The following is a 12,219-nucleotide window of genomic DNA, read 5'->3' as shown; positions in this document are numbered from 1 at the left end:
CCACCCCGGTCCTGGCGGTGGTCGTGGACGGCCTGGGCAGCCTGGGCACCACCGCCCCGCCGCGCGGCCTGGGCGGGATGGTGCTCACCACGCTCCTGCTGATGCTGGGCGTGGGCGCGGGCACCCTCGTGGTGGGCGGCGGGCTCGCGTGGCTCGTGACCGCCTTCCGCTTCCCCCTCCGGGACGTCCTGGTCTGGCTGCTGGTGCTGCCGCTGGCCATGCCGGCCTACATCCTCGGCTTCGTGTTCCTGTCCGTCTTCGACGTGGCCGGGCCGGTGCAGGGGGCCCTGCGTTCCGTCCTGGGACCGGGCGTGTGGCTGCCCGAGGTCCGCTCGCTGCCGGCCGCGGTGCTCGTGATGTCCCTGACGCTCTACCCGTACGTCTACCTCCTGGCGCGCTCCGCGCTGGTCGAGCAGACGACCGGGACCTACGACGCCGCACGGACCCTGGGCGCCGGCCGGGGGCGCGCGCTCCGGCGGGTCCTGATCCCCCTGGCCCGGCCCTCCCTCGCGGCGGGGCTGGCGCTCGTGATGATGGAGACGCTCACCGACTTCGCCACGGTGCAGTACTTCAACGTGCAGACGGTCTCCGTGGGCGTCTACCTGGTGTGGAAGGGCACCTTCGACTTCCACTCCGCCACCCAGCTGGCCGTGCTCGTGCTGCTGTTCGCGGTGGCCGTGCTGACCGGCGAGCGGCTGCTCCGGGGCCGGGCCCGCTTCCACCAGCGGGGGGGCCGCGGCCAGGGCCTGCAGCCGCTGCGGCTCACCGGCTGGCGCGCCTGGGGCGCCACGCTGCTCGCCCTCGCCGCTCTCTCCGCCGGGTTCATCGTGCCCGTGCTGCAGCTGCTCGTGTGGGCCGCCGGGGAGGCTCTCGGCAACCCCGACTCCCTCGCGGACCCGCGCTTCGCGCAGTACCTGGGCAACAGCCTCGTGGTCGCCGGGATCGCCGCCGTGGCCTGCGTGGCGCTCTCGCTCGCCGTCGCGCACGGGGTGCGGATGGGCGGCGGCCGGGTGGTGGCCTCCGCGGCGCAGCTCACGACCTTCGGCTACGCCGTTCCCGGTGCCGTCGTGGGCATCGGCGTCCTCATCGCCTTCGCGGGGCTGGACAGCGCGCTCGAAGGGGCGGGCGTGACCGGGGGCACGGGACTGCTGGTGACGGGCTCCGTGCTGGGCATCCTCTACGCCTACGTGATCCGCTTCCTCGCCCCGGCCTACCAGGCCGTGGACGCGAGCCTGGCCAAGATCTCCCCCACCGTCACCTTCTCCGCGCAGAGCCTCGGGGCGTCCCCGCTGCGGGTCCTGACCCGGGTGCACCTGCTCATCGCCCACCCGGGGGTCGCCACGGCCCTCGTGCTCGTGGTGATCGACGCCGTCAAGGAGCTGCCCATCGTGCTGCTCCTGCGCCCGTTCGGCTTCACCACGGCCTCCGTGTGGGTCTACGAGCTGGCGCGCGAGAACTTCTGGGAGAAGGCGGCCCTGCCGGCGCTCGTGATCGTGGCGGCGGCGGTCGTGCCCGTCTTCTTCCTCGTCCGGCAGGCCCACCGGGCGGACCGCCACGGTAAGGTGCCCCGATGACCGTGCAGACCACGACCCAGCTGACCGCCCCCGGCAGCGGCGGGACCGTGCCCGCCCTGGTCCTGGACGGGCTGAGCAAGCACTACGGGTCCTCCGTCGGGGTGAGCGGCCTGGAGCTGACGGTCCCGCCGGGCGAGCTGGTGACGCTCATCGGCCCCTCCGGCTGCGGCAAGTCCACCACGCTGCGCCTGGTGGCGGGTCTCGAGCGGCCGGACGAGGGCACGATCCGCATCGCCGGGGAAGTGGTGGCGGACCGGCGCCGGTTCCAGGAGCCCGAGCGGCGGCGGGTGGGCCTGGTCTTCCAGGACCACGCCCTGTTCCCGCACCTGACGGTCGCGAAGAACGTGGCCTTCGGCCTTGATCGGCTCCCGCGCCCCGAACGGCGGGCCCGCGTGGGCGAGGTCCTCGAGCTCGTGCGGCTGGGACACCTCGCGCACCGCTACCCCCACGAGCTCTCCGGCGGCGAGCAGCAGCGCGTGGCCCTGGCGCGGGCGCTGGCCCCCCGCCCCGCCGTCGTGCTCCTCGACGAGCCGTTCTCCAGCCTGGACGAGTCGCTGCGCGCACAGGTGCGCCGGGACACCGTGGCCACGTTGCGCGAGACCGGCACCACCGCCGTGCTGGTCACCCACGACCAGACCGAGGCCCTCTCGGTCGGCCACCGCGTGGTGGTCATGCACGACGGGGTGATCGAGCAGTCCGACACCCCGGAGAGGGTCTTCGAGCAGCCCGCCACCCGCTTCGTGGCCTCCTTCATGGGGGACGCGGACTTCCTGCCCGCACGCGTCCACCGCGCCCTGCTCACCTGTGAGATCGGCATCGTCTCCACCGTGCCGGGGTGGGCGGACAGCGACGTCGACGTCGACGTCGTGCTGCGGCCCCACGAGGTGGCGCTGGCGCCGGACCCCGCCTCCCCGGCGCGGGTCAGCGCGGTCGAGTACCACGGTGCGTTCGTGCTGCACCACGTCCGGCTGGCCTCCGGCCGGACGCTGCGCTCCTGGCAGCCGCACAACGTGCGCCACCCGGTGGGGACCCCGGTGGCGGTCACCGTCACGGCCGGGACCACCCCCACGCTGCTCGTCGACGACCGGGCCGTCACCGCCCCGCCACCGCGGTCCCCCGACGGCACGTCGAACCGGCGATCCCGCATGTCGGACGAATTAGGCAAGACTTTCCTTCGCTAAAGGTTTTCTCTACCCTGGTGCAGGTGACCACCCCACCTGACCTCGTCCGGGTCGCCTTCGCCGCCGATCTCGCCCGCCACGGGGACCGCCCCGCCGTCCTCACCGGCGAGCGCGTCCTGAGCTACCGGGAGCTGGCCGAGCGCGTCGACGACGTCGCCGGCCGCCTGGGGACGGAGCGCCGGCTGGTCGTGCTCGCCGCGTCCAACGACGTCGACTCCCTCGTGGCCTATCTCGCGGCCCTCACGGCCGGCCACCCGCTCCTGCTGGTCCCGGCGGACAAGCCGGCCGCCCTCGACTCGCTCGTGGCGGCCTACGACCCCGACGTCGTGCTGCGGTCCGGGGACGGGACGCCCGTCCTGGACGAGCGGCGTCCCGGCACCCGGCACGAGCTGCACCCGGACCTCGCCCTGCTGCTGAGCACGTCCGGCTCGACCGGATCGCCGAAGCTCGTGCGGCTCTCGCACGAGAACCTGGTCTCCAACGCCGAGGCGATCGTCGAGTACCTGCGCATCGGCCCCGACGACCGCGCCGCGACCACGCTGCCGATGAGCTACTGCTACGGGCTGTCGGTGCTCAACAGCCACCTCCTCCGGGGCGCCGGACTGGTGCTGACGGACCTGTCGGTGGTCGACCCCTGCTTCTGGGACCTGTTCCGCGCCCACCGCGCCACGTCCTTCGCGGCCGTGCCCTACACGTTCGAGCTGCTGGAGCGCGTCGGCTTCGAGGAGATGGACCTGCCGCACCTGCGCTGCGTCACCCAGGCGGGCGGGCGGCTCGCCCCGGAGAAGGTCCGCCGGTGGGCCGGGGCCGGCGAGCGGGCCGGCTGGGACCTGGTGGTCATGTACGGGGCGACGGAGGCCACCGCCCGGATGGCCTACCTGCCCCCGGAGCTGGCGGCCGAGCGCGCCGGGACGATCGGCGTGCCGATCCCGGGCGGGACGCTGCGCATCGACCCCGTGGACGGGCTGCCGGACGGGGAGCTCGTGTACAGCGGGCCCAACGTCATGCTCGGCTACGCGGAGCAGCCCGGGGACCTCGCGCTCGGGCGGACGGTCGAGGAGCTGCGCACCGGGGACCTCGCCCGCCGCCACGCCGACGGGCTCTACGAGGTCGTGGGGCGGCGCAGCCGGTTCGTCAAGATCGTCGGGCTGCGCGTGGACCTCGGGCAGGTGGAGCGGATCCTCTCCGAGCTCGGCGTGGGCGCGGCCGCCGCCGGCTCCGACGAGCGGCTGGTCGTGGCCGTCGAGGGAGAGCAGGACACGTCCCTGCTCGCCAAGCTCGTGGCCGAGAGCATCGGCCTGCCGCGCCCGGCCGTCGAGATGCACGCTGTCGGGCAGCTGCCCCGTCTGGGCACGGGCAAGGTGGACTACCCCGCGGTCGCCGCCCTCGGCGCCGACCGTCCCGCCGCGGCACCGTCGGAGTCCCCCGCGGAGGGCCCCGAGGACGTCCGCCGGATCCTCGCCGAGGTGCTCGGCCGCCCCGACGTCGGGGACGACGACACCTTCGTGTCCCTGGAGGGGGACTCGCTGTCCTACGTGGCGGCCTCCGTGCGGCTGGAGCAGGCGCTGGGGCACCTCCCGCCCGACTGGCACCTCACCCCGGTCCGCGACCTGGCCCCCCGGTCCGTGCCGCGCGGACGGGGTCTCGTCTCGTTCCTGGAGACCGGCATCGTGCTCCGGGCGGTGGCCATCGTGTGCATCGTGACGACGCACGTGGAGCTGTTCACCTTCCAGACCGCCCACGTGCTCTTCGCGGTGGCGGGGTACAACTTCGCCCGGTTCCAGCTCCACGGGGAGCGGCTGCCGAGGCTGCGCCGCCAGCTGCGCAGCCTCGGACGGATCGTGGTCCCGTCCGTGGCGTTCATCGCCGTCGCCCACCTGCTCACCGACGACTACACCTGGGCCAACGTCCTGCTGCTCAACGGCATCGTGGGGCCCCAGCACCTGACGTCCCAGTGGCACTTCTGGTTCGTCGAGATGCTCGTCTACGTCCTCGTGGCCGTCACCGCGCTCATGGCGCTGCCCTGGGCGGACCGGGCCGAGCGTGCCGCCCCCTGGCTCTTCCCGCTCGCCCTGCTCGCGATCGGGCTGGTCAGCCGGTACGACATCGTGGACCCGGGGCTGCCCAAGCCCGCACCGGTGCTCTGGATCTTCGCTCTGGGCTGGGCGGCCGCCCGGTCGCGGACGGTCCTGCAGCGGTCCCTCGTCACCCTCCTGGTCCTCCTCACCGTGCCGGGCTACTTCGACAGCACGCTCCGGGAGGCCACCGTGATGGCCGGGATCCTGCTGCTGCTGTGGGTGCCCGCCCTGCCCGTGCCCGTGGGCCTGCGCCGGGTCACGGCCCGGCTGGCCGCCGCGTCCCTGTACGTCTACCTCACGCACTGGCTGGTCTATCCCCCGCTGGTGCCGGTGAGCCCGGTCCTGGCCGTGGTCGTCTCCCTCGTCGCAGGGGTGGCCTACTGGGTCCTGGCCGACCGCGTGCTGGGCGGACTCCGGCGCGCGACGGCGCGCACGGCGGCGCCCGCCGGCGGGGCGCCGCTCACGGCCGCTCCAGGCCCACGCTGATCTCCGCGCTCTGTCCCGTGGAGCGCACGGTGGCGCGGACGGGGAACTCGATCCGCTCCGTGACGGTCTCGCCGTCCTCCTCGTAGCTCAGCCGCGCCTCCGCGGGCCGGTGCGGATCCGCCGTCCAGCGCAGCGGGTCCTCCGGGTCCGGCACCAGGACCAGGGCGGGCCGGGAGACCAGCCGCCACCGGACGTCGGTGATCTCCGGGTCCGGTGCCCCGGTCGCCGCCGCGGACGGCTCGAGGGGCTCCTGCGGCGCCGCCCAGCGCCGGGACGAGGGGCACTCCTCGGGAGAGAGCTCCTCCGACGCGGTGCAGCCCTCCAGCCACTCCTCGATCCGGTCGTCGACCTCCTGCCACATCCTCGGCGAGGGCTCGATCCGCAGCGCCACCGTGGCCGGCCGCGGCTCCCGGAACGCCACGGTGTGCGGCTCCAGGGGCGGGTCCGCCGCGTAGTAGGAGTTCCCCGGCAGCCCGATCGCGTAGTCCCCGGGCAGGGCCTCGAAGCGCCACGTGCCGCCGGGGCCCTGGGGGTCGGGCACCCGCTCGTCCCGGTCCGGGCGGACGGTCTCCCCGTTGACGGAGAGCTCGTCGAGGGGGGCGGGCAGGTGGATCGAGAGGGGGGCGGCGTCCGGGGAGTCGAGCTGCCACTGGTCGTTGAAGGGACCGCTGCGCCGCACCTGGTGCACCGGGTAGACGTGGACCTCCTCCCGGTCCCGGGTGCCGTCCGGCCCGTCCCACCACACGCGTGCCCGGATCTCGGCGCGGCTCCCGCTGCGGTCCACGCCCACGATCTCGTGGCCGCTGATCCGCCCCGCGGCGTGGCGGTACACGCGGTTCGAGAAGATGCTGAGGGTGGGATCCGCCACGACGGCCTCGGTGCGGGACAGCAGCTGCCGCGAGCGCCCGTTCTCGAGCCCGCCGAGCCACGTGACCACCGGGTCCTGCGGCTCCCGGTCGACGAAGACCCAGTTGACCACGGAGCTGAACACGCTCACGAGCACCACGACGACCGTCAGCCAGTGCAGCAGCGTCCGCCGCAGGCCCCGGGCGTCGACCGCGGAGAGGGCCTCGCCGGCCTCCCGCTCCCGTGGTGACACCGACACCGCAGCTCCCGTCCCCCAGGGGTCCGTCCGGCGCGAGCGCCGGACGGTGCGGGCCGCGTCCCGGCCCACCAGCTCACATCGTAGGGCCGGTACCGCGGCCGGGGCGGGAGGACCGCTAGAGCGCGCGTCTCCTGGTGACCAGGACCCCGGCCGCCACGAGCACCAGGCCCCAGGCGCCGTAGACGAGACCGGACTCCACGTGGTTCAGCACGGCGTCCGAGGGCTGGTACATCGAGGTCAGCTGCGCGCCCGCCGCCGCCGGGGAGTACGGCTTGACGTCGTCGAGCCACTCGAAGGACAGCGCGAAGAGCACGATCTCCAGGACCATCAGCAGCACCACGAGCACCACGATGCCCCAGGTGGTGGACTTCAGCAGGGCGCCCAGGCCGAAGCCCAGCCACGAGGTGATCATGTAGAAGACGCCCACCGCCAGGATGTTGAGCAGCACGGCCTCCTGCAGCAGGTCGTACCCGAGGTCCCCGCCGGCCAGGATCGGCTGGACGAGCAGGTGGGACAGCAGGGCGCTCAGCAGCCCGAAGCCGAACGTGATCGCCGAGAGGACCACGGTCTTGGCGAGCATCACCGGCGTGCGCCGCGGCACTGCGGTCATGGTGGTCTGGATGGAGCGGGTGGAGTACTCCGAGCCGATGGACAGCACGGCGAGCGCGCCCAGGAGCAGCACGACCAGCTGCAGGCCGCCGTTGGCGCTGGACATGGCCATGTACTCGCCGAAGCCCATGCCCTCGGGCAGGGTCAGCCCCGAGCCCTCGGTCATCTGCTGCTCGGACTGGGCGAGGAACTCGTCCTTCTGCTGCTGGACGTCCTCCTCGGTGAGCCCGAGCTCCTCGGGGGTCCGGCCGTCCAGCATCGCGTCGACCTGCTCCTGGGCGGCCTGCTCGTTGAAGTCGATGAAGGTCAGCGCGCTCGAGGCGGAGAGGGCGGCGAAGCCGAGGGAGAGCAGCAGGGCGATGCCGAGGAGGATCCAGTGCGAGCGCAGGGACCGGAACTTGATCCACTCCGAGCGCAGGACCCGGCCGAAGCCCAGCCGTACCCGGGACGCGTGATCGGACGGCCCCGTGCGGTCCGGGGCACCGGTCTGCGGGCGGGGGGCGGTCGAGGTGCTGGTGATCATGCGCGGTCTCCGGTTCGTGCGTCGGCGCCCGCCCAGGGCGCCGGGTCGGTCGGTGCGGGAGCGCCGCCGGAGCGGTACTCGACCTCGTTCTGGGTCATGGCCATGTACACGTCCTCGAGGGTCTCCGTGAGGGGGGTGAGCTCGTGGACCAGCACCCCGTGGGAGAGCGCGGCCTCGGCGATGCGCCGCGGCTCCGGCCCCGTGACCAGGAGCCCGTCGTCGTCGAACTCCGTGATGCCGGCGTCCGTGCCCTGCAGGGCGCGGCGCAGGGCCTCCCGGTCGGTGGTGCGCAGCCGGGTGCGCGTGCGGCCCCCGGCGAGGATCTGCTGGATGGGCGCGTCCGCGAGGATCCGGCCCCGGCCGATCACCACGAGGTGGTCGGCGGTCTGGGCCATCTCCGACATGAGGTGGGAGGACAGGAAGACCGTGCGGCCCTCCGAGGCGAGGTACTTGGCGAGGTGGCGCACCCACACGACGCCCTCGGGGTCCAGCCCGTTGACGGGCTCGTCGAGGATCACGGTGTGCGGGTCGCCGATCAGCGCCGCGGCGATGCCGAGGCGCTGGCCCATGCCGAGGGAGAACCCTCCCACCCGCTTGTCGGCGGCGGCCCCGAGCCCGGTGAGGTCCACGACCTCCTGGACGCGGGACTTTGGGATGCCGTGGGTCGCGGCCAGCGCGGAGAGGTGCGCGCGCGCGGTGCGCCGGGGGTGGACGGCCTTGGCGTCCAGCAGCACCCCGACCTCCGCGAGCGGCGCCCGGTGCTGGGGGTACGGTCTGCCGTTGACGCGGGTGTGGCCCCGGGTCGCGGACTCCAGCCCGACGACGAGGCGCATCGTGGTCGACTTGCCGGCCCCGTTGGGCCCCAGGAACCCGGTGACCCTGCCGGGGCGGACGGTGAAGCTGACGTCGTCCACCGCCGTCTTGCCGCCGTAGGTCTTCGTCAGGTTCTCGATCTCGATCACCGGCGCTCCTCCCGAGCACTCGTCGTTCTTCTCCGCCCCCAACCTACGGGAGGGCCGGTGCGGGCCGGCACCGCCCTCAGGATGAACCCGTGCGGGCGTGGCGCCGCCGGTCTCCCCCTCCCGGCGGAGCCGGGGCGCTCAGCCGGGCTCCGAGATCCCGATCCGTCGCGCCTGCCCGCCCCGCAGGACGTCGACCGCGACCGCGACCACGAGGAGGACGAGGAGCAGCACGCGCACCGCGGCGAGCAGGTCCTGGGCGTCCCAGCCGACCAGGCCGAGCCCCGGCAGCACCGGCCAGGTCGGCTCGGGCAGGACCAGGGTGGTCCACCACAGGACCTCGACGAGCTGCCAGGCGGCGAACTCGAGCCAGTTGCGCCGGCTGAGCACCACGAGGGGCGCCAGCCACAGCGCGTGGACGAGCGAGTAGCCGGGGCCCGAGAGCACGAGCACGGCCAGCAGGAGGAAGGCGATCTGGACGACGCTGGGCTCCTGCCGGGTGAGCAGGGTCAGCACGAGCACCGCCACGAAGCCCAGCACGAGGGCCAGGAGCGCCCACTGCCCCGCGCCCGCCGGATCCGGGGCCGCGCCCGTGCGCGCCTGCTCCACCCGGGCCCAGACGCCCCACGGGGAGGAGCCCTCCACGGGCCCGTCCCACGGCGTGCCGAGCTGCCGCGCCCACCGGTCCCGGGCCGTGAGCAGGAACGGCCCGTTGACCAGCGCCCAGGTGAGCACCGTCCCGGCCAGGACCACCGCGAAGTCCCGGAACTGCCGGTACCGCACGGCCAGGAGCAGCACGGCCACGAGGACCACCAGGGGGAACAGCGCCACGGACGCCGCGAGGCCCAGGAGGATCCCCGCCGGCACGGGGCTGCCCCGGACGTGGAACAGCAGCGCCAGCATCATGAGCAGCACGGCCACCAGGTCCCACGTGCCGAAGCCCACCAGGACCGCCACCGGCGCCAGCGCCAGCACGAACGCGTCCGCCCCGCGCCGTCCGGAGAGCGCGGAGACCACGGCCACGGTGCCGATCCACACGAGGGCCAGCAGCAGCACGGACAGGTCGGCGAGCACGCCCCGGTCCGCGTCCGTCCCGGACAGCGCGGAGAGGCGGGCCGCGAGCCAGCCGACCACCGTGGTGACCATCCCGACCAGGGCGGGCTGGTCACCCGCGGGCCCGCCCGTGAAGAACCCGCCCGCACCGTCCGCCGCCCCGGGGGCGATCTCGGTGGCGCACAGCGCGGGGAGGCTCTCCGCCGCGCCCCACCCGGGCACCCGGCAGGGCAGCCGCAGCAGCCAGGCCGTCATGACCACGTAGAGGCTCAGGCCGACCAGCAGCGCACGGTGGCCGTTCCGGGACCCGCCCAGCAGGCTCATGGCCCCTCCCGCCGTCCGCGCCGCACGTCCGCCGCAAGGAACCGCGCATCCACATCGGCATATATGCCCGGATCGGCATTTTCACTGGTGAGCCGGTCGAGGGAGTGCGCCACGGCGCCGGCGGCGCTCGCGACCACCACCGTCCGCGGCGCGGCGTGGAGCCCGACGCCGGGCGGCACCGTGCCCCGGTCCGCCGTGCCCGTGCCGGACCGGGGGCTCACAGAGCGTCCGCGGCCCAGGCCCGGAGCCGCCGCTCGGCCTCCTCCGGCCCCAGCTCCCCCTCGTCCAGGCGCAGGTCCAGCAGGAACTTGTACGCTCGCCCCACGGCGGGCCCCGGCGGGATGCCGAGCACCGCCATGATCCGCTCGCCGTCCAGCTCGGGCCGCACGGCGTCGAGCTCCTCGCGCGCGGAGAGCTCGACGATCCGCGCCTCGAGGTCGTCGTAGGCGGCGGCCAGCCGGGCCACCTTCCGCCGGTTCCGGGACGTCACGTCCGCCCGCGTGAGCCGGTGCAGCCGCTCGAGGCACTCCCCCGCGTCCCGGACGTAGCGGCGCACGGCGGAGTCGGTCCACTCGGCGTCCCCGTAGCCGTAGAAGCGCATGTGCAGCTCCACCAGCCGGCCCACCGTTTTGATCGTGTCGTTGTCGAAGCGCAGGGCCCGCATCCGCTTGGCGGTGAGCTTCGCGCCCACCACCTCGTGGTGGCGGAAGCTCACGGCGCCGGAGTCCTCGAAGCGCCGGGTCGCGGGCTTGCCGACGTCGTGCATGAGCGCCGCGAAGCGCAGTGCGAAGTCGGGGCCGGGCACGGGGCCGTCCGGACCGGACTCCAGGGCCGCGGCCTGCTCCATGACGGTCAGGGAGTGCTGGTAGACGTCCTTGTGCCGGTGGTGCTCGTCCGTCTCGAGCTGGAGCGCGGGCAGCTCGGGCAGCACGACCTCGGCGAGGCCCGTGCTCACCAGGAGGTCGACGCCCCGGCGGGGCCGGCGCCCGCAGACCAGCTTGACGAGCTCCTCCCGCACGCGCTCGGCCGAGACGATCGCGATCCGCTCCGCCATGCCGGTCATGGCGGCGCGCACCTCGGGCGCCACCTCGACGTCGAGCTGGGACGCGAAGCGGGCGGCGCGCATCATGCGCAGGGGGTCGTCCGAGAAGGAGTCCTCCGGGGCGCCTGGGGTGCGCAGCGCCCGGGCGTGCAGGTCCTTGATCCCGCCGTGCGGGTCCACGAGCTCCAGGCCGGGCAGCCGCAGGGCCATGGCGTTGATGGTGAAGTCGCGGCGGAACAGGTCGTCCTCGAGCGAGTCGCCGAAGGCCACCTGCGGCTTGCGGGAGTCGGCGTCGTAGGCCTCGGCCCGGTACGTGGTCACCTCCAGCTGGACGTCGCCCCGGCGCATCCCGATGGTCCCGAAGGCCCGGCCGATCTCCCAGACCGCGTCCGCCCACCCCGTGACCACGGCGAGCGTCTCGTCGGGCGTCGCGTCGGTGGTGAAGTCCAGGTCCAGGGCGGGCCGGCCGAGGAAGAGGTCCCGCACGGGGCCGCCGACGAGCGAGAGCTCGTGGCCGGCGGCGGAGAACCGCCGCCCCAGGTCGAGGGCGGCGGGATGGATCGCGTGGGCGTCGGGGAGCTGCGTCATGGTGCCGCCCATTGTTCCAGACCCCGGGGCGCGGACCCGGCCGCGACGGCTCCGCCGGGACCGGCCGCCGGGGCCCTCCCCGCGCTCCGACGGGAGCCCGGGCGATTGTGGCAAGGTAGGAGACATGGCTTTCCCCGTACCCAGCGCACCGAAGAAGCGGCCGACCGCGCCGGCCGCTGCGCTGCCCACGGTCGAGGAAGTCTCCGCCGGAGGGATCGTCGTCGACCTCGGCACGCCGTCCCACCCGGTGGCCATCATCGCCCGGATCAACCGCGGCGGACGCCTCGAGTGGTGCCTGCCCAAGGGCCACCCGGAGGGCGAGGAGACCAACGAGGAAGCCGCGATCCGCGAGATCGAGGAGGAGACCGGCATCGCCGGGAAGGTGCTGAGCCCGCTGGGCAGCATCGACTACTGGTTCACGGTCTCCGGCCACCGCGTGCACAAGACGGTGCACCACTTCCTGCTGCGCGCCACGGGCGGTCACCTCACCACGGACAACGACCCCGACCACGAGGCCGTGGACGTCGCCTGGGTGGACATCGACGACCTCGGCCGGAAGCTGTCCTTCCCCAACGAACGGCGCATCGCCGACATCGCCCGTGAATACATCATCCACCAGCTCTGAGACCGCGGAGCCCTCCGGGGCGACCGGGACGAGCTCCCCGGCCCGCCGCTCGGGCGCGGCCTCCAGCGCCAT

General features: G+C 74.2%; 9 protein-coding genes. 4 read left to right on the top strand and 5 right to left on the bottom strand.

The features are described from left to right. From ACYVM4_RS07920 to ACYVM4_RS07910, 3 genes are all read left to right on the top strand, one after another. The coding region (locus ACYVM4_RS07920) for an ABC transporter permease (protein ID WP_460668171.1) at positions 1-1,574 on the top strand (1,574 nt) is incomplete at its 5' end. Then, complete coding sequence (locus tag ACYVM4_RS07915; RefSeq protein WP_460668170.1) at positions 1,571-2,755, top strand: ABC transporter ATP-binding protein; 1,185 nt, start codon at positions 1,571-1,573, stop codon at positions 2,753-2,755. The genes ACYVM4_RS07920 and ACYVM4_RS07915, both read left to right, overlap by 4 nt. Before the next feature lie 23 nt (positions 2,756-2,778). Next, the gene (locus ACYVM4_RS07910; RefSeq protein ID WP_460668169.1) at positions 2,779-5,319 is read left to right on the top strand and encodes an AMP-binding protein; all 2,541 of its coding nucleotides are present in this window, start codon (positions 2,779-2,781) and stop codon (positions 5,317-5,319) included. Here the strand turns inward: ACYVM4_RS07910 and ACYVM4_RS07905 are convergent. From ACYVM4_RS07905 to ACYVM4_RS07885, 5 genes are all read right to left on the bottom strand, one after another. Then, complete coding sequence (locus ACYVM4_RS07905) at positions 5,294-6,424, bottom strand: hypothetical protein (RefSeq protein ID WP_460668168.1); 1,131 nt, start codon at positions 6,422-6,424, stop codon at positions 5,294-5,296. The genes ACYVM4_RS07910 and ACYVM4_RS07905 overlap by 26 nt on opposite strands. A 115-nt stretch (positions 6,425-6,539) precedes the next feature. Next, a complete protein-coding gene (locus tag ACYVM4_RS07900; protein ID WP_460668167.1) occupies positions 6,540-7,556 on the bottom strand; it encodes an ABC transporter permease subunit in 1,017 nt (338 codons plus the stop codon). Further along, positions 7,553-8,518, bottom strand: coding sequence for an ABC transporter ATP-binding protein (locus tag ACYVM4_RS07895; protein ID WP_368821446.1), 966 nt, complete (start codon positions 8,516-8,518; stop codon positions 7,553-7,555). Before ACYVM4_RS07895 ends, ACYVM4_RS07900 begins: the two co-directional genes overlap by 4 nt. A 138-nt stretch (positions 8,519-8,656) precedes the next feature. Then, positions 8,657-9,892, bottom strand: coding sequence for a glycosyltransferase 87 family protein (locus ACYVM4_RS07890; protein WP_460668166.1), 1,236 nt, complete (start codon positions 9,890-9,892; stop codon positions 8,657-8,659). A gap of 217 nt (positions 9,893-10,109) precedes the next feature. Continuing rightward, positions 10,110-11,522 (bottom strand): CCA tRNA nucleotidyltransferase, encoded by a 1,413-nt coding sequence (locus ACYVM4_RS07885; RefSeq protein ID WP_368821448.1) that lies wholly within the window; start codon positions 11,520-11,522, stop codon positions 10,110-10,112. A gap of 124 nt (positions 11,523-11,646) precedes the next feature. On the opposite strand from ACYVM4_RS07885, the gene ACYVM4_RS07880 reads away from it, so the two are divergent. Beyond that, entirely contained in the window at positions 11,647-12,147 is a 501-nt protein-coding gene (locus ACYVM4_RS07880; protein ID WP_368821450.1) for an NUDIX domain-containing protein, read from the top strand. Positions 12,148-12,219 lie beyond the last annotated feature (72 nt).

The organism is Kocuria himachalensis (genome assembly GCF_054784195.1).
Note: the sequence above shows the minus strand (reverse complement) of the source record. Positions and strands in the feature narration are given on the sequence as shown.

What these genes read in the sequence shown, in the direction of transcription:
- ACYVM4_RS07915 (WP_460668170.1), top strand. Translation starts at nt 1,571, where the DNA reads ATGACCGTGCAGACCACGACCCAGCTGACCGCCCCCGGCAGCGGCGGG.
- ACYVM4_RS07900 (WP_460668167.1), bottom strand. Translation starts at nt 7,556, where the DNA reads ATGATCACCAGCACCTCGACCGCCCCCCGCCCGCAGACCGGTGCCCCG.
- ACYVM4_RS07890 (WP_460668166.1), bottom strand. Translation starts at nt 9,892, where the DNA reads ATGAGCCTGCTGGGCGGGTCCCGGAACGGCCACCGTGCGCTGCTGGTC.
- ACYVM4_RS07885 (WP_368821448.1), bottom strand. Translation starts at nt 11,522, where the DNA reads ATGACGCAGCTCCCCGACGCCCACGCGATCCATCCCGCCGCCCTCGAC.
- ACYVM4_RS07880 (WP_368821450.1), top strand. Translation starts at nt 11,647, where the DNA reads ATGGCTTTCCCCGTACCCAGCGCACCGAAGAAGCGGCCGACCGCGCCG.